This window comes from Streptomyces sp. NRRL F-6676, from assembly GCF_000725625.1.
GTDB lineage: Bacteria > Actinomycetota > Actinomycetes > Streptomycetales > Streptomycetaceae > Streptomyces.
The window spans coordinates 1-17600 of sequence record NZ_JOHS01000030.1; the positions used below are offsets into that span (position 1 = coordinate 1).

13 protein-coding genes are annotated in these 17600 nt (G+C 73.0%); 5 read left to right on the forward strand and 8 right to left on the reverse strand.

Going from position 1 to position 17600, the window contains the following annotated elements; genetic code table 11:
- Positions 1–593 precede the first annotated feature (593 nt).
- Positions 594–1043, forward strand: a complete 450-nt coding sequence (locus IO29_RS19350; RefSeq protein ID WP_030380779.1) for a PTS sugar transporter subunit IIA — start codon at positions 594–596, stop codon at positions 1041–1043.
- 78 nt (positions 1044–1121) lie between these two features.
- Positions 1122–2792 carry a phosphoenolpyruvate--protein phosphotransferase gene (gene ptsP / locus IO29_RS19355; protein WP_030380780.1) on the forward strand — a complete coding sequence of 557 codons (1671 nt, stop codon included), beginning with the start codon at positions 1122–1124 and terminating at the stop codon, positions 2790–2792.
- Between the two features lie 85 nt (positions 2793–2877).
- Here ptsP and IO29_RS19360 read toward each other — a convergent pair whose 3' ends face one another.
- Both IO29_RS19360 and IO29_RS19365 read right to left on the reverse strand, forming a co-directional pair.
- Positions 2878–3768, reverse strand: a complete 891-nt coding sequence (locus tag IO29_RS19360; RefSeq protein ID WP_030380781.1) for a hypothetical protein — start codon at positions 3766–3768, stop codon at positions 2878–2880.
- 189 nt (positions 3769–3957) lie between these two features.
- Positions 3958–5934 carry an acetoacetate--CoA ligase gene (locus tag IO29_RS19365; protein WP_030380782.1) on the reverse strand — a complete coding sequence of 659 codons (1977 nt, stop codon included), beginning with the start codon at positions 5932–5934 and terminating at the stop codon, positions 3958–3960.
- Between the two features lie 208 nt (positions 5935–6142).
- Between IO29_RS19365 and IO29_RS19370 the strand changes: the two genes are divergently transcribed.
- The gene (locus IO29_RS19370; RefSeq protein ID WP_030380783.1) at positions 6143–8494 is read left to right on the forward strand and encodes a glycoside hydrolase family 31 protein; all 2352 of its coding nucleotides are present in this window, start codon (positions 6143–6145) and stop codon (positions 8492–8494) included.
- 25 nt (positions 8495–8519) lie between these two features.
- Here IO29_RS19370 and IO29_RS19375 read toward each other — a convergent pair whose 3' ends face one another.
- Together IO29_RS19375 and IO29_RS19380 are read right to left on the reverse strand one after the other, a co-directional pair.
- Complete coding sequence (locus IO29_RS19375; protein WP_030380784.1) at positions 8520–9059, reverse strand: NUDIX domain-containing protein; 540 nt, start codon at positions 9057–9059, stop codon at positions 8520–8522.
- Positions 9060–9141: 82 nt separating this feature from the next.
- The gene (locus IO29_RS19380; RefSeq protein WP_030380785.1) at positions 9142–9951 is read right to left on the reverse strand and encodes a M15 family metallopeptidase; all 810 of its coding nucleotides are present in this window, start codon (positions 9949–9951) and stop codon (positions 9142–9144) included.
- Between the two features lie 542 nt (positions 9952–10493).
- Here IO29_RS19380 and glpK point away from each other — a divergent pair.
- The gene (glpK, locus tag IO29_RS19385; protein WP_030380786.1) at positions 10494–12017 is read left to right on the forward strand and encodes a glycerol kinase GlpK; all 1524 of its coding nucleotides are present in this window, start codon (positions 10494–10496) and stop codon (positions 12015–12017) included.
- Between the two features lie 112 nt (positions 12018–12129).
- Here glpK and IO29_RS19390 read toward each other — a convergent pair whose 3' ends face one another.
- From IO29_RS19390 to IO29_RS19405, 4 genes are all read right to left on the reverse strand, one after another.
- A complete protein-coding gene (locus IO29_RS19390) occupies positions 12130–12732 on the reverse strand; it encodes a GTP-binding protein (protein WP_030380787.1) in 603 nt (200 codons plus the stop codon).
- A 97-nt stretch (positions 12733–12829) separates the two neighbouring features.
- On the reverse strand, positions 12830–13240 hold the full coding sequence (locus tag IO29_RS19395; protein WP_030380788.1) for a DUF742 domain-containing protein: 411 nt from the start codon (positions 13238–13240) through the stop codon (positions 12830–12832).
- A gap of 9 nt (positions 13241–13249) precedes the next feature.
- Positions 13250–13687 (reverse strand): roadblock/LC7 domain-containing protein, encoded by a 438-nt coding sequence (locus IO29_RS19400; RefSeq protein ID WP_030380789.1) that lies wholly within the window; start codon positions 13685–13687, stop codon positions 13250–13252.
- Complete coding sequence (locus tag IO29_RS19405) at positions 13684–16488, reverse strand: sensor histidine kinase (protein WP_030380790.1); 2805 nt, start codon at positions 16486–16488, stop codon at positions 13684–13686. The genes IO29_RS19400 and IO29_RS19405 overlap by 4 nt, the downstream gene beginning before the upstream one ends.
- Positions 16489–16928: 440 nt before the next feature.
- Here IO29_RS19405 and IO29_RS19410 point away from each other — a divergent pair, with 440 nt between their 5' ends.
- The gene (locus tag IO29_RS19410) at positions 16929–17519 is read left to right on the forward strand and encodes a hypothetical protein (protein WP_030380791.1); all 591 of its coding nucleotides are present in this window, start codon (positions 16929–16931) and stop codon (positions 17517–17519) included.
- The last annotated feature ends 81 nt before the right edge of the window (positions 17520–17600 follow it).

Sequence of the window (17600 nt, forward strand, 5' to 3'; positions counted from 1 at the left end):
TGTGTTAAGCACGCCGCCAGCGTTCGTCCTGAGCCAGGATCAAACTCTCCGTGAATGTTTTCCCGTAATCGGGACCACACACACGAGAGCGGAACAGCCAGGCGGAATAAGCCCAGCCGTTCACAGCGTCCTCGCTGTGTATTCTTCAAAGGAACCTCGCCCCAGCAGATGCTGGAGACGGGGTATCAACATATCTGGCGTTGACTTTTGGCACGCTGTTGAGTTCTCAAGGAACGGACGCTTCCTTGCTTCCCTTCGGTGTTTCCCACTCTACCAGCGTTTTTCCGGGCTTCTGACCACTGCCCTGCGAGCACGCAGGAAGCGACCCCGGGATAGGATCTGGAGAGTTGGTTGCTGCCGAGTGAGGGTGCTTGGCCGCACCACATCGCCCCGAGCAGGAGTACGACTCTACAGCGATCCGCGGAGGGGACGCAAATCGATTGCGCTGCCCTCCTACGGGCGCCAACCCGTACGTCTGCTGCGGAACCCGTACTTCCCATGACATACGCTGCTGACCGGCCCGCCGTGCCTGGATGCTCCAGCCTCGGCGGACCTGCGGTTCTTGTGCATCTCCACCCCCCGGGAGGCCCCCCATGACCACCGTGACGTCCCCTCTCGCAGGGCGTGCGATCGGACTCGTCGCAGTACCCGATCCCGTTTTCTCCCAGGCGATGGTGGGACCCGGCACCGCGATCGATCCCGTGCGCGAGCCCTCGGAAGCGGTCGCTCCCGTCGACGGCGTCGTCGTCTCCCTGCACCCGCACGCCTTCGTCGTGGTCGACGCGGACGGACACGGAGTCCTGACCCATCTGGGCATCGACACCGTGCAGCTCAACGGCGAGGGTTTCGAGCTGCTCGTCAACAAGGGGGACACCGTGACGCGCGGCCAGGCCGTCGTCCGGTGGAACCCGGCGGCCGTGGAGGCGGCCGGGAAGTCCCCGGTGTGCCCGGTCGTGGCGCTGGAGGCCACGGCGGAGTCCCTCTCGGACGTCCGGGAGAGCGGTGACGTGAAGGCCGGCGAGCAGCTGTTCGCCTGGCAGTGACGTCGGTGCCGTCCCTGGCGGCACGGGAGCAAGGATCATCGCGGCGGTGGACCCGCCGCACGAGCGGAGACGGGTGAGATGGAGACAACGCTGCGAGGCGTCGGTGTGAGCCACGGTGTGGCGATCGGCGAGGTACGGCACATGGGGACGGCGGTGCTGGAGCCGCCGGCCAAGCAGATACCGGCGGAGGAGGCGGAGCGCGAGCAGGGGCGCGCCCGTCAGGCGGTGGAAGCCGTCGCGGCGGATCTCAACGCGCGCGGGAATCTGGCGGGGGGCGAGGCCCAGGCCGTGCTGGAGGCCCAGGCCCTGATGGCCCAGGACCCCGAGCTGATGGCCGACGTGGAGCGCAGGATCGCCGTCGGCAGCACGGCCGAGCGGGCGGTGTACGACGCCTTCGCCTCGTACCGTGCGCTGCTGGCCGGTGCGGGTGAGTATCTGGCGGGCCGGGTCGCCGACCTCGACGACGTGCGCAACCGGATCGTCGCGCGGCTGCTGGGTGTTCCGATGCCGGGCGTCCCGGACAGCGACCAGCCCTACGTCCTGATCGCGCGGGATCTGGCGCCGGCCGACACCGCGCTCCTCGACCCGACGCTGGTGCTCGGTTTCGTGACCGAGGAGGGCGGGCCGACCAGCCACAGCGCCATTCTCGCCCGCGCGCTGGGCGTGCCCGCCGTGGTGGCGCTCCCGGGCGCGGGTGAGCTGGCGGAGGGCACGGTGATCGCCGTGGACGGCAGCACCGGTGAGATCTTCGTGGAGCCCGGCGAGGAGAAGAAGGCGCAGTTGGAGGCCGCGGCGGCCGAGCGGCGGGCGGCGCTGGCCGCGTCGACCGGGCCGGGTGCCACCTCCGACGGTCACCGGGTGCCGCTGCTCGCCAATGTGGGCGGGCCCGCGGACGTGCCGGCGGCGGTGGAGGCCGGGGCCGAGGGTGTCGGTCTGTTCCGTACCGAGTTCCTCTTCCTGGACGACAGCAAGAAGGCGCCGTCGGAGGAGAAGCAGGTCGAGGCCTACCGCCAGGTTTTGGAAGCCTTCCCGGAGGGCCGGGTCGTGGTGCGGGTGCTCGACGCCGGTGCCGACAAGCCGCTGGACTTCCTGACCCCGGCGGACGAACCGAACCCGGCGCTGGGCGTGCGGGGTCTGCGCACCCTCCTCGACCACCCCGAGGTGCTGCGCACGCAGCTGGCCGCGCTGGCCAAGGCCGCCGAGGGGCTTCCGGTGCACCTGGAGGTCATGGCGCCGATGGTCGCGGACCGCACCGATGCCAGGGCGTTCGCCGAGGCCTGCCGTGCCGCCGGTCTGCGGGCCAAGTTCGGGGCGATGGTGGAGATCCCGTCGGCCGCGCTGCGGGCGCGGTCGATTTTGCAGGAGGTCGAGTTCCTGTCGCTGGGCACGAACGACCTGGCGCAGTACACGTTCGCGGCCGACCGGCAGGTGGGTGCCGTCTCCCGGTTGCAGGACCCGTGGCAGCCCGCGCTGCTCGACCTGGTCGCGCTGGCGGCCGAGGCGGCGAGGGCCGAGGGCAGGAGCTGTGGCGTCTGCGGTGAGGCGGCGTCGGATTCGCTGCTCGCCTGTGTGCTGACCGGTCTGGGTGTCACCTCCTTGTCGATGGGTGCGGCGTCGCTGCCCTATGTGCGGGCGACGCTGGCGAAGTACACGCTGGCCCAGTGCGAGCGTGCGGCGTCGGCGGCGCGGGCGGCGGACAGCGCCGAGGAGGCGCGGGAGGCCGCCCAGGCGGTGCTGTCCGGGGAGTAGGTGCGTGGCACGGTATGCCGTGCCACGTCGCGGAGTTCAGGGGCGCTCCACCCGTCGGGTGGGGCGCCCCTGGTGTCTCCGGTGATCAGTGGGGGTGGCCGGGATGGCCGGTGTCGCCGAGGTCCGGTGGCGCGCAGTAGTCGACGCCGGACTCCGGGGAATGGAGATCGCCGGAAGCGGCGTCGGTACAGTACGCGTCGAAGACCTCGGCGGCGGTCAGCGGTGCCAGGCCGCCGGCGCGCAGCCGCCAGCCGTAGACCCGGTCGGGTGTGCCGGGGGTGCTGTCGCGTACGACCAGCCCGCCGGGGCTGTCGGTGGCGAGGCCGAGGGCGAGCACGGTGGTGAATTCGAGCGCTTCGGTGTCGTCGAGCCGGGGGGTGCCGTCGGGGCCGTCCTCGGTGCGGAGGACGGCGACGAGGGCTTCGGGGTGGGTGGCGACGCTGCACACGAGGTGGCGTCCGCCGGGGGCCGGGGTGCCGAGGACGCGGGTGAGCAGGGCGGAGGCGTGGGCCAGGGCCGCGCGTCCGATGTCCTCGCCGCAGCCGGCGCAGGGGCCGAGGGCGGCCAGGGCGGTGGCGGCGTACTCCCAGGTGGCCTGGCGTACGGCTTCGTCGACGAGGTGCGGGACGAGGTCGGACAGGGGTTGTCCGTCGTACGGGATGGCGGGGCCGGTCAGGGCGAGCCGGGCGGTGTAGCGGGTGCGGCTGGCCGGGGCGTCGGGTTCCAGGCCGTGTTCGGCGCAGTAGACGGCGTAGTCCTCGGGGTCGAAGAGGGCGACGGTGGTGTGGCTGCCCTGGTCGGCGAGGGTGCGGAGCAGGATTTCCACCTGGCGCAGGTAGGTGGTGTGGTCTTCGAAGGCGAAGGTGCGGTAGCGGCGCATCGCGCCGAAGTCCTCTTCGTCGGTGAGCAGGCCGATGGTTCCGGCGATCTCGCGGCGCAGGACGCGGCGCATGGTCTCGGTGCGGGTCTCCCCCATGATTCCCCCTGTGGTGCGCGGTGCGGCGCGCCGGTGTGCGGCGCGTGTGAGCACGGTCGATCAATGCTCACTCACAGTAACGGGCGGCACTGACAATGCCTGTCTGCCGGACCGTCTGCGCAGCTCAGGGCTGTGAAGGGGTCCGGGCGGGCGCGGGATCGCGGCCGCCCGGCCGGGGACGGAGTGTGGTCAGGCGCGCTTGCGGGCCAGTTCCTCGTAGAAGTGCAGCAGGTCGAGGTTGTCGATCGAGCCGGGGTTGACCGCCTTCTCCAGCGGGGTGCCCTGGAGCAGACGCTTGACCGGGACTTCGATGCGCTTGCCGGTGAGGGTGTGCGGGACGCCGGGGACCTCGATGATCTCGTCGGGCACGTGGCGCGGGGAGAGCTGCTCCCGGATGGTCTTCTTGATGCGGTTGAGCAGGTTCTCGTCGAGCACCGCGCCGGGGGCGAGGTGGACGAAGAGGGGCATCCAGTAGCCGCCGTCGGGCTGTTCGATACCGAGGACGAGGGATTCCCGGATCTCGGGCAGGCGTTCGACGGCCTCGTAGATGTCGGCCGAGCCCATGCGGACGCCCTGGCGGTTGAGCGTGGAGTCGGAGCGGCCGTGGATGATCACGGAGCCGCGGGAGGTGAGCGTGATCCAGTCGCCGTGGCGCCAGACGCCGGGGTAGACGGAGAAGTAGCTGTCGAGGTACCGGCTGCCGTCGGGGTCGTTCCAGAAGCGGATGGGCATGGACGGCATCGGGTTGGTGACGACCAGTTCGCCGACCTCGTCGACCAGGGGTTCGCCGGCCGGGTCCCAGGACTGGAGGTCGGTGCCGAGGCAGGGCGCCTGGAGTTCGCCGATGTACACCGGGAGCGTCGGGACGGCGCCGGCGAAGCAGGAGCAGACGTCGGTGCCGCCGCTGACGGAGGCGATCCACAGGTCGGCGCCGCTGTCGGCGAACTCGTCGTGGAGCCAGCGGAAGCCGTCCGGCGGCAGGGGCGAGCCGGTGGTGGCGACGCACTGGACGCGGGAGAGGTCGTGGTCGCGCGCGGGGTGCGCGCCGGCCTTGCGGCAGGCCATGACGTAGGCGGCGGAGGTGCCGTAGAGGGTGGCGCCGGTGCGTTCGGCGACCTGCCACTGGGCGTCGATGGCGGGGTGTCCGGGGCTGCCGTCGTACAGGACGATCGTGGTGCCGGTCAGCAGGCCGGAGACGAGGAAGTTCCACATCATCCAGCCGGTGGACGTGTACCAGAAGAACACGTCCTCGGGGCCGAGGTCGCAGTGCAGGCCGAGTTGTTTGAGGTGCTCGACGAGGATGCCGCCCTGGGACTGGACGATCGCCTTGGGCAGGCCGGTGGTGCCGGAGGAGTAGAGCACCCAGAGGGGGTGGTCGAAGGGGACCTGTGCGAACTCCGGTTCGACGTCGGCGGCGGTCAGGGCCGCCCAGTCCAGGGCGCCCTCGGGGGCTTGTGTGCCGAGCAGCGGGATGTGGACGACGGCGCGCAGGGTGGGCAGTTCGCGGCGGAGTTCGGCCACGGTCTCGCGGCGGTCGTGCTCCTTGCCGCCGTAGCGGTAGCCGTCGACGGTGAACAGGACGACGGGTTCGACCTGCTGGAAGCGGTCCAGGACGCTGCGGGCGCCGAAGTCGGGGGCGCAGGAGGTCCAGACGGCGCCGACGGCGGCGGTGGCCAGGAGGGCGACGGCGGCCTCGGGGATGTTGGGCAGGTAGCCGCTGACGCGGTCCCCGGGGCGTACGCCGAGGGCGCGCAGTTCGGCGGCGAGGGAGCCGACCCGGCGGCGCAGTTCGGCCCAGGTGACGGGGCGGGGCTCGTGGGTCTCGTCGACGGCCAGGATGGCGGGTTCGTCCGGGCGGGTGGCGGCCGCGCGCAGGGCGTGCTCGGCGTAGTTGAGCCGGCCCTCCGGGAACCACTGGGCGCCGGGCATGGCGCGGTCGCCCAGCACGCGCGCGTAGGGCGTGCCGAACCGTACGTCGAACCACTCGGTGACGGCCTTCCAGAAGGCCTCGGGTTCGGCCACGGACCAGCGGTGCAGGGCCGCGTAGCCGCCGTCGGCGGGGGCGGCGTGGTGGGTGGCCGCCCAGGACTGGAAGGCGGTGATCCGGGCCTGGGCGATGCGTTCCTCGTCGGGTCGCCAGAGCGGCGAGGGGTGCGCTGAGGTCATGGGGCGGCTCCCGGGCTGTGCGCGTCGTGTGCGCGGTCGTGCACGGGTGGGGTGCGCGGCACGCGGTGACACGGACGATGCCATGTGATCGACTTCCGCACCAGGGTGCGCCTTCGATGGTCTGCAACGTGAACATGTGACCGCAGTGCTGGTGAACGGCAGTTGAACGGCTTAGATGTGCGGCGCCGGTGATGGCAGGGTGAGCAGCATGGACGGTCGTGACCTGGTGCGTTCGGTGAGGGTGTTCGGTTCGGGGGGTGCGGCGCAGGGGTTGCGTACGGTGCGGGCGGCGTGGCGCCGGAGGCGTGCGGACGCGGTCGGGCTGCCGCGGCGGGGTGCCGAGCGGGCGCGGGTGCCCGGTGCGGTGCGCGAGGCGGAGCCGGGGCCCGGGGGCGGGGTGATCCGGTTCGCGCGTTCGGAACTGCGCATCGCGGTGGCACCGAACGGGGCGGTGTTCTGGGCGTGGGACGGGGCGGGCCCTGAGCCGTCGTACGCGCTGGCGGGCGGCTGCCCCGAGCCGGATCCGAGGGCGGTGCTCGAGCCGGACAAGGACGGCGGCTGGCGGGTGGTGGCGGAGCGGGTCACGGTCGTGGTGTCGCGGTTCGGCGCCGTCGAGGTGCGCACGCCGGGCGGGGTGACGCTGCGGCGGGATCTGCCGCCCCGCTGGTGGGAGCCGGTCGGCGGCGGTCCGGCGCGCTGGACGCAGCGCGCGGAGACGGCGCCGGACGCCCGGTTCTTCGGGCTCGGCGCGCGGGCGGACGGGCCCCGGCTGCGGGGCGGGCCGTACCGGCTGTGGAACACGGATCCGGGGCGGCCGTCCTCCCCCGGTGGCGGTGCGCCGCAGCTGACGCTGCCGGTGCAGCTCGTGGTGGCCGACGCGGGCACGCACCTGGTGTTCCACGATGCGACCTGGGACGGTGCCGTGACGCTGGCGGAGGGCGAGGAGGGTGCCGGTTCGGGGCACGACCGGCCCTCGACGTGCGAGCTGCGCATGGAGGGCGGCCCCTTGCGCTGCTGGGTGGTGGTGGGGTCCCCCGCGCGCGTGCTGCACGTCTGGGCGTCGCTGACGGGTGCGCCGGCGCTGCCGCCCGCCTGGGCGCTGGGGCACCATCACGCGCCCCGGGAGGACGCCGGCGAGCAGGAGGTGCGGCGGATCGTCGCAGGGTTCCAGGAGCGCGGGCTGCCGCTGGACGCCGTGCATCTGGGCGCCGGTCACGCCGACCGGAGCCGGGTGTTCACCGTCGACCAGGAGCGGTTCCCGAAGCTGCCGGTGCTCGCGGAGGAGCTGCGCCGGGACGGCATCCGGCTGGTGTCCTTCGTCGATCCGGCGGTGCGGGCCGAGCCGGGGTACGCGGTCTTCGACGGCGGCGGCGACGGGGACGTGTTCGTGCGGGACGCCGCGGGGCGGACCGTCGGGGGCCTCGCGCGGCCCGGGGAGGCGGTGTTCCCGGACTTCACGCACGCGCGGGTGCGCGCGTGGTGGGGCGCGCACTACGGGGAGCGTCTCGAACGGGGCTTCGCGGGGTTCTGGCACGAGGGGGACGAGCCGGTGTCGTTCGCCGCCTTCGGGGAGAACACGCTGCCCCGGTCGGCCCGGCACGCGCTGGAGGGGCGCGGCGGCGACCACCGGGAGGCCCACAACGTGTACGGGCTCTGCATGGCGCGGGCGGCCCACGAGTCGCTGACGGCCCTGGCACCCGGGGAACGGCCGCTCGTGGTGTCGCGGTCGGGCTGGGCCGGGACGCAGCGGTACGGGGGCGTCTGGTCCGGTGAACCGGCGGACGGCTGGTCCGGACTGCGGGCGGCGCTGTCGCGGGTGCTGGGCCTCGGGCTGTCGGGGGTGCCCTTCTCCGGCACGGACGTCGGTGGCGACGACGGCGACCGGTCGGCGGAGCTGTCCGTGCGCCGGCTCCAGCTGGGCGCGTACCTGCCGCTGTTCCGTACGCGCTCCGGGCCCCGTGACGAGTTCTGGGCGCTCGGCGCGGAAACGCTGGAGCACGCGCGCGTGGCGCTGCTCGAACGGCGTCGGCTGCTGCCGTACCTCATGACGCTGGCGCACCTCGCGCGCCGTACCGGGGCGCCCTCTGTGCGGCCGCTGTGGTGGGGCGCGCCGGAGGACCGGGAGCTGCGCGACTGCGAGGACGCGTTCCTGCTCGGTGACTGCCTCCTGGTCGCGCCGGTGCTGGAGCCGGGCGCGGACCGGCGTACGGTGCGGCTGCCCCGGGGACGCTGGTACGACACGGCGACGGGGCGGGCGTACGAGGGGCCGGGGCGGGCCGTGGTGGACGCTCCCCTGTCGCGCATCCCGGTGCTCGCGCGCGCGGGCGCGGTGCTGCCGGTACGGGGCGCGGACGGGGGCGTGGAGCTGGAGGTCTGGGCGCCGGGGCGCGGGCGCACCGGGGGCGGTGTGGTCGTGCCGGACGCGGCCGAGGGTCCGGACGAACCGCGGCTCGAGCGGTACGTGGCACGGCGCCAGGGCGCGCGGGTCGTCGTACGGCGGCACGGGGCGGAGGGCGAACCGCCGTATCCCGTCCGTGTGCGGGGGCTGGTGGACGCCTGAGCGGACGAAACGGGCTCGGGGCCGCTCAGACGTACCGGCCCTCGAACCAGGCGCGGACGGCCAGGGTGTGCAGCGGGAACGCCAGGTCGGCCGGCCGGCGCAGGAGCTGCCATCCCTCCGTCTCGTCCGTGCGGGCGGAGGGCGGCAGGTCGGCGGCCGGGCGTTCGGGCAGGAGTCCGAAGAGCAGCAGGTGGCCGTCGGGAGAGCTCATCGCGTCGGCGAGCCGTACCTCGCGGTCCGCCACGTCGATGCCGGTCTCCTCCTTGAGCTCGCGGACGACGGCGTGCCGCCAGTCCTCCCGGTGGTCGACGAAGCCACCGGGCAGGGCGGTGCCGCCCCGGGCCGGCGCGATGGCGCGGGTGATGACGACCAGACCGGTGCCCTGGGTGTCGTACGCGGGCTGGAGCGCCACCGCGACGGGCAGCGGGTTGCGGTACGCCACGGTGCCGCAGCGGGCGCAGGTGCGCGGCCGGCCGGAGACGTCCTCGCCGTAGGGCGCGCCGCAGCTCGAACAGTGGGAGTCCGGGCGCGGCGCGACGGACGGGCGGTGTGATGAGGCGGGCACGCCGCGGACTGTAGCCGATCACCGGGCGGACGTCTGCGGTCCGGACACGGCGGCCTTCGGCGGGCGCCCTGGGGGGCGTGCGTCAGCGCGTCCCGGGCAGGGAGGCGCGGGAGACCGGGAAGTCGAAGTAGGTGTCGGGGTAGGGCTCCGGCTGGTACGTGTAGTGCCACCACTCCTCGGCGAGGTTGACGAAACCGAGGCTCTCCAGGGTGCTCTTCAGCAGTTGCCGGTGGGCACGCGGGGCGCCGGTGACGCGGGGGTCGTCGGTGTGGGCGAGGGTGTCGAAGCAGTCGTAGCCGGTGCCCATGTCCACGGAGTTGTCGGGGAAACGCTCTCCCTTGGGGGCGTAGCAGGGCACCAGGGGTTCTCCCGGCACATAGGGGCGCGTCGGCTCGGCGGGCAGCCTGACGAGGGTGAGGTCCATGGTGGAGCCGCGGCTGTGGCCGGACTTCTCGGCGATGTACCCGTCGTCGAACAGCCGCGTCTTGTCGACCTGGGGATAGAACTCGGTCTTCATCCTCTGGTCGTCGAGGTCCTCGGCCCAGCGGACGAAGTGGTCCACGGCGCGCTGCGGCCGGTAGCAGTCGTAGACCTTGAGGGTGTAGCCCTGCCGCCGCAGGCGGTTCTGCGCCCGGTGCAGGGCCTCGGCGGCGGGGCGGGTGAGGAGGCACAGGGGCTGTGCGTAGCCGTCGACGGGCTCCCCGACGAAGTTGTGCGGGGTGGCGTAGCGGATTTCCTCGAGGATGGTCGGGTCGACGCTGTCCAGGGCCACGAAGTCGGCCGGTGCCTGGGGTTCGGGGGTGGCCCGGGCCGGGGCGGCGGCGGTGCCGAACGCGAGGAGCGCGGTCAGGGTGGTGACGAGGGTGCGGACCGTGCGTGGGAGAGATGTCATGCACCCTGCGTCTACCAGATCTTCGGGCACCGGCGGCGGAATGAGGGAGGGATGGCCGGAACCACCCCCGTCGGCCCCGGCCATCCCTCGTGCTGTCTCGGACGCCGCCGGGCCGCGCACGGTTCTCCGCGGGCCGACGGTTTTCGTCCCGTGTCCGAAATCCCGGGGTCGCGGACGGGCGAACGAGCCGCGTACCGACAGGCGAACGGGCCGCGTACCGACAGGCGACCGGCCTGTGTGCCGGCGGGCAACCGGCCCGTGTACCGGCAGGCGACCGGCCTGTGTGCCGACGGTCTGTCGGCGCGCGCTCCGGCGGAGCCGCCGGCGCGAGGAGCGGGATCGCCGGTTACGGCCCCAGAATGGACCGTGTACGTTTCATCCGCTTTTCGCACCATGCGTTCCGGCGTTCCGCCGTTCTCGTCCGCCGCCTTGACGCCCCAGGAGCACCGGTGAACACTTCCCGAAGGCAGCCGGACCGCCGCGCGACCTCGGACCCGCACCTCTCTGCGCACTTCTCGAACCGAGCGACCAAGGGGTAAGCCATGCCGGACACCGCCCGCACGTACGTCGCCGCGATCGACCAGGGCACGACATCGAGCCGTTGCATCGTCTTCGACGGTGACGGCGCGATCGTCGCCGTCGACCAGCGCGAGCACCGCCAGATCTTCCCCCGGCCCGGCTGGGTGGAGCACGACGCCACCGAGATCTGGTCCAAGGTGCAGGCCGTGGTGGCGGGCGCGCTCGCCAAGGCCGGACTGCGCGCCGACCAGCTCAGCGCCCTGGGCATCACCAACCAGCGCGAGACGACGCTGCTCTGGGACCGCGCCACCGGCAAACCCGTGCACAACGCGATCGTCTGGCAGGACACCCGGACGGCCGCGCTCTGCGACGAACTGGGCGGCGCGGACGGGCAGGACCGTTTCCGCGAGCAGACCGGGCTGCCCCTGGCCAGCTATTTCTCCGGCCCCAAGGCGGCCTGGCTGCTGGACAACGTGCCGGGGCTGCGGGACCGGGCCGAGCGCGGCGAGATCGCGTTCGGCACCATGGACTCCTGGCTGATCTGGAACCTCACCGGCGGCCCCGACGGCGGACGGCACGTCACGGACGTCACCAACGCCTGCCGCACCATGCTGATGGATCTGCGGACCCTCCAGTGGGACCCCGCGATCTGCGCCGCCATGCACGTCCCCGAGGCCGTCCTGCCGGAGATCCGGTCCTCCTCCGAGGTGTACGGCACCGCCGTGGGCCAGCTCGCCGGCGTCCCCGTCGCCTCCGCGCTGGGCGACCAGCAGGCGGCCGTCTTCGGACAGGCCTGCTACGACGTCGGCAGCGCCAAGAACACCTACGGCACCGGCAGCTTCCTGCTGCTCAACACCGGCGAGCGGCCCGTGCCGTCCAAGAACGGGCTGCTGACGACCATGGGGTACAAGATCGGCGACGAGGCGCCGGTCTACTGCCTGGAGGGGTCGATCGCGATCACCGGGGCGCTGGTGCAGTGGTTCCGCGACCAGCTCGGGATCATCCGCAGCGCCGACGAGATCGAGTCGCTGGCGGCGAGCGTGGAGGACAACGGCGGGGCCTACATCGTGCCCGCCTTCTCCGGGCTGTTCGCCCCGTACTGGCGTTCGGACGCACGCGGGGTGGTCACCGGACTGACCCGGTACGTCACCAAGGCGCACCTCGCGCGGGCGGTCCTGGAGGCGACGAGCTGGCAGACGCGCGAGGTCGTGGACGCGATGTACCAGGACTCCGGGGTGCGGATCAACACCCTGAAGGTGGACGGCGGCATGACCGCGAACAATCTGCTGATGCAGCACCAGGCGGACGTGCTCGGCGTCCCGGTGATCCGGCCCAGGATCTCCGAGACGACCTGTCTGGGCGCCGCGTACGCCGCCGGCCTCGCGACGGGCGTGTGGAACAGCCTCGACGAGCTGAAGGCGCACTGGGAGAAGGACACCGAGTGGACGCCCGGCATGGAGGACGCGGTGCGGGACCGCGAGTACCGCAACTGGCGCAGGGCGGTGGAGAAGAGCTTCGGCTGGGAGGAGCGGGGCGGCGGGAGCTGAGCGCGGACGGCCTCCACGCGCGCGTGGAGGCCGTCATCCGCCACGCGCGCGCGTACGCGTGCGTGACTCAGTCGGGCGTGCCTCAGTCGGCGTGCCTCAGAGGACACGTGCCTCAGAGGGCGACCGCCCGGCGGTCCGCAGCACGGGCCATCGCGTGCTGGACGACCTCCACGAGGACCTCCTTGACCGACTCCCGCTCCCGGGCGTCGCACAGCACCAGGGGGACCGCGGGGTCGAGGTCGAGCGCCTGCCGTACGGTGTCCGCCGGGTAGCGGGCGGCCCCGTCGAAGCAGTTGACGCCCACGACGAAGGGGATGGCGCGCCGCTCGAAGTAGTCGACGGCGGCGAAGCAGTCCTCCAGGCGGCTGGTGTCGGCGAGGACGACCGCGCCCAGCGCCCCGGTGGCGAGCTCGTCCCAGAGGAACCAGAAGCGGTCCTGACCGGGCGTGCCGAACAGGTACAGCACCAGGTTCTCGCGGAGCGTGATGCGGCCGAAGTCCATGGCGACGGTGGTGGTGTGCTTGCCCTCGACGCCCCGGAGGTCGTCGACGGGGCGGCCCGCCTCGGTGAGGAGTTCCTCGGTGCGCAGCGGTCTGATCTCGCTGACCGCGCCGACCAGGGTGGTCTTGCCCGCCCCGAAGCCGCCGGCCACGAGGATCTTGAGCGTGACGGGCTCGACCGGCGGCGTGCCGCGCTCAGGGCGCCCGAAGATCATCGCTTGTCTCTTTTCCTGCTCGTTCGGTGTCGCGTGGTGCTCGTGCGGTGGCACGCGACGGGGGCCCGCGGGGACCCGTGCCGGTCCGGTAAGCGCTTCACAGCGCTCGGAGACCGTTGATCACGTCGCGCAGAATGCTTTCGTCGACCAGTTCGGCCGGGGGCACGGGCCGTGACACATGGACGAGTTCCTCGTCCACGAGGTCGCCGATCAGGACCCGTACGACGCCGATCGGCAGGTCGAGCCCGGCGGCGAGCTCCGCGACCGACTGCGGGGTGTCGCGGCAGAGCGCGACGATGTCCAGGTGTTCCGGGGACAGGGACTCCGCCCCGGCGTCGTCGGCGCCCGGCTCCGCGAGCACGAGCGCGATCAGGTCGAGGCGGTGCTGGCCCGCATGGCTGGTGCGGCCGCGGGTCATGGCGTACGGACGGACCACCGGTCCGGCGTCGTCGTCGAACCAGTGGCCGTTTCCCTGTCCCTGTCCGGGTCCCTGTCCCTCGGGGTTCATGTCCTGTCACTACCCGCCGGCGGGCAGATCGGTGCGCGGGGCGGCGCCGAGATGGGTGCCGACCCGCTTGACCAGCAGCGTCATCTCGTAGGCGACCTGCCCCATGTCCGCGTCCGCGTCCGCGAGGACGGCCAGGCAGCTGCCGTCGCCCGCGGCCGTGACGAACAGGAAGGCCTCGTCGAGTTCCACCACGGTCTGGCGGACGCTGCCCGCCTCGAAGTGGCGGCCGACGCCCTTGGCGAGGCTGTGGAATCCGGAGGCGACGGCGGCCAGGTGCTCGCTGTCCTCCCGGCTCAGGTCCGTGGACACCCCGGTGGGCAGGCCGTCGCCGGAGAGCACGATCGCCTTGCGGATGCTGGCGACCCGGTCGACCAGGTCGTCCAGGAGCCAGTTCAGCTCGCCGGGCGTGCCGGTCCGGTGGGCGCCTGCGTCCTTCGGTGCGGTCATCGACCGTCCCCCTCTGTCGTTCCTCGTGCCGAGCCGTCCGGTCCCTCGTCACCGGCGGCGTTCTCGTGGCGGCCGCGCTGCCAGCCCCGCTGGAGCGAGGCCATCCGGCTGCGGACCTCGTCCGCGTCGCGGTCGGCGGGGTCCGCCGCGTCCGTGCCGCCGGGCCGGGTGTCGGGGCCCTGCCTCAGTTGCGGGGCGAGGCTGGCCTGGCGTACGCGCCGGGGCAGCGGGCCCGCACCCGATTCTGCCTGGCCGGTCGCGGGGGCGATGCGGGGGGTGGGGTTCCGGGTGCCGGGCGCGGGGTGCGCGGCACCCGTGCCGGACGTCCGCCGGTCGTCGTGGGGACGCCCGGAGTCTTCGCGTCCGTCGTGGGGAAGCCCGGCGTCCCGGCGGTCGCCGGGCCGCCGGTCCGTGGCCCGGCCGTCGGTGCCCGCGGCGCCCGTCCGGCCGTCGTTCTCGCCGTGTGCGCGGGCCTCCGAGGGGGCCTCGTCCCATCCGCCGCGCCGTGCGCGGCCGTCCGGCACGGGGCGGCCGTGCGAGCTGACGAGCTTGGGCGCCTGACGGCGCGGCAGCGGTACGGGGCCGTCGGAGCGGGTGGGGTCCTCGTGGCGGCCGGATCCGTCGCGGGCGTCGCGGGCGTGCTGCTCGTCGGGCACGCCGGTGAGGGATCTGCGGGGCCCGAACAGCCCGCGGTGGCCGTCGTCCCCGGCGAGGGCGTCGGGGAAGCCCGCGAGCGCGTCCAGGTCGACGGGGGCCTCGAGTTCGACGGGCCCGTCCAGGACCGGCGCGGGCAGGCCGGGCCGGTCGCCCGGCACCCCGCCGAACGCCGCGTCCCGGCCCGCCGTACCCCTGGCCTTCTTGCCGGACAACCGGTCCAGGCGGAAGCCGGTGCCGTTGGTGTCGGGGATCTCGTCGGTGAGCAGGGTGTCCGGGATGAGGACGACCGCGGTGATCCCGCCGTACGGGGACGGCTGGAGGGAGACGCGGATGTTCTGCCGCTGAGCGAGCCGGCTGACGACGAACAGGCCGAGCCGGTCGGTGTCGGAGAGTTCGAACTCCGGGGTCTCGGCGAGCCGCAGATTGGCGTCGAGGAGGGCCTCGGCGGCCATGCCCAGACCCCGGTCGTGGATCTCCAGGGTGAAGCCGTTGGGGACGCGTTCGCCGATCACCTGGACCGCGGTGTGCGGGGGCGAGAACACGGTCGCGTTCTCCAGGAGTTCGGCCACCAGGTGGGTGAGGTCGGCCACGGCGGGCCCGGTCACGGCGACCCGGGGAAGCCGGCGCACCTCGATGCGCTCGTAGTCCTCGACCTCGGCGACGGCGGCGCGGACGACGTCCATGAGCTGGATGGGTTTGCGCCACTGCCTGGAGGGCGCGGCCCCGGAGAGGATGACCAGGCCCTCGGCGTGGCGGCGCATGCGCGTGGTGAGGTGGTCCAGGCGGAACAGGTCGGCGAGTTCGTCGGTGTCCTCGGTCCGGCGTTCCATGGTGTCGAGCAGGGTCAGCTGCTTGTGCAGCAGGACCTGGCTGCGGCGGGCGAGGTTGACGAAGACCTCGGAGATGCCGGCGCGCAGTTCGGCCTGTCTGACGGCGCCCTCGACGGCGGCCCGCTGGAGGGTGTTGAGGGCCTGGCCGACCTCGCCGATCTCGTTCTTGTCGTACTCCAGGCGGGGCGCCTCGGTCTCGACGTCGACCTGTTCGCCCGCCGAGAGCCGGCGCAGCACGCCGGGGAGCCGTACGCCGGACGCCTCGTGGGCCTCCTGGCGCAGCCGGCGCAGGTCGCGCACGAGGCCGCGGCCGACGCGGACGGAGAGCACGAGGGAGAACAGCAGGGCGACCAGGCCGAGGACGCCCACGACGGCGGCCTCGGTGATGGTGTTGACGGCGGCCGGGTGGACCCGGTCCTGGTAGCGGTCGGTGGCGGCGTCGTCGAGCGTGGCGAGCTGTTCGAGGACGCGGTCGCCGATGGCGTCCCAGCTCTTGGCGGTGACGCCCGGGGGCATTTCCTCGGGGTCCGTGTTGAGGACGAACTTCTCGGCCTCGCGCAGCGGGGCGGTGGGAGCGCCCTGCCAGAAGCTGTCGTAGCGGTCGCGTTCGTCGAGGGGCAGCTGGTCCATGCTGACCTCGTACACGGCGGAGCGCTGGGCGATCAGCTGGGAGATGTCCCGCAGTTCGGCGCGGGTGACCCGGCCGGCGACGAGGGAGGAGCCGAGCAGCGCGTCCTCGCGGGAGAAGAGCTCGCGGGCGCGGGCGGCGTTGACGAGGGCGCGGTACTGCTTGTCCAGTTCCGTGGTGTCGACGACGTCGAGGGTGGCGAGCATGGCGTAGCAGGGGTCGACGACACGGTTGTAGAGGTCGAGGGCCTGCGCCCGGGTGAGGATGGTGCCGTCGACGCTCTCGCGCAGCGAGCCGACGCCCTTGAAGGCGTCCAGCACGGTGGTGAGGTGGGTGGAGTCGTCCGTGTCGAGCGCGTCGCGCACGTCGGAGCTCTTGACGTTGCCGCGCAGCGTGGCCATGGCGTCGTCCGTGGCGATCCTGGTGCGGCGCAGTGCGCCCTCGGCGTCGGAGGCGCGGGGGTCGGCGAGGTAGATGAGGGTCTGCCGCCGCTCCTGCTCCAGGGCGCGGACGGCGTCCTCGGTGGGGTAGGCGATCTTCTCGACGACGGAGGAGACGTGGAACAGCTGGAGCACCTCGCGGCCCATGAGGACCGAGGCGTAGCCCCAGACGGCCGTCAGGGCCAGCAGCGGCACCAGGAGCAGCGCCACGATCTTCCGGCGGATGGACTTCCCGCGAAAGCGCATGGCCTCCCCCAGCCGGCCCCTCTCCGTACGGGGGCACACATGTGCGTCAACAAACGGCGTGAGCCTACTACTGCGAGGGGAAGAATCCGAAGCTCCACAGGTGTGCCCGGGAGCCGAAGAGGGAAGGCGGCGGAGGGAGTTGTCCCCCCATGGGAGGCATGCACGGATATTCGCCTCCGGACCGCCGAGGGCGAGAACCCGGGAGATCTGGCCTCGGAGGTCGGCGAGTTGGCCGAAATTTTTCTTCCGCGGGATTCTTCGGGAATCTTCACGGAACCTGGATCGTCTTCTTCTACAGGGAAATCGGGGGCGGAATCGGCCACAGCTGCCGTATGCCGCACTCAGGCGGCGTAAATCTGTGCAAGCCGGGCAGCAGCTGGGAGACGGGTGTCGGACGACACCGGTGTGGCGGCCAGGGCGGCAGCGGGGAGGACGAGTTGATGGGGACGGCGGAGCGGAGCGAGGCGCCCGCGGGCGGGGCCGTCGGTCATCCGAGCCTCACGGAGGACGGCCTCGCCGGGGACGGCCTCGGTGACGACGGCGAGCGGGAGTTCGCCTTCGCCGACGACAGCGACGAGGGTGACGACGAGCAGGCGTTCGTCACCGACGACGACCCGGGCGAGCGGGAGGCGTACGCGCGCCGTGCGCCGCTGTGGGTCGAGGAGCCGGCCCGGCGGCGCAGGCTGCCGGATCCGGTGCGGACGGCGGCCGTGCGGGCGGTGCTGCTCATCGCGGTGACGCTGGTCCAGGCGGTCACGGCGTTCCTGTGCACGCTGGCCGGTTCCTGGCTGGCCTTCCCGATGGTGCTGAGCAGCGTGGTCAGCACGGTCCTGGCGACGTGGGGCGTGCTCGACGTGTGGGTGACCCGGCAGGTGTGGAACCAGCGCCACGGCGTGGTGTCCACGCCGAGCGCGGCGGCCCGGGCGCTGCGGCGCGAGCGGCGCCGTGTCCGGCGCCGGGAGCGGTCCGACGCCCGGGCGCAGGAGCGCATACGCCGGCGGGGCGGCGCGGGGCAGTTGTCGCACCCCTGACGACGGCGGGGCGCCGCCCCGAGGCGGCGGGCCCCGTGGTGAGCGGCGGGCCGGTGAAGGGACGAGAGCTCCTTCACCGGC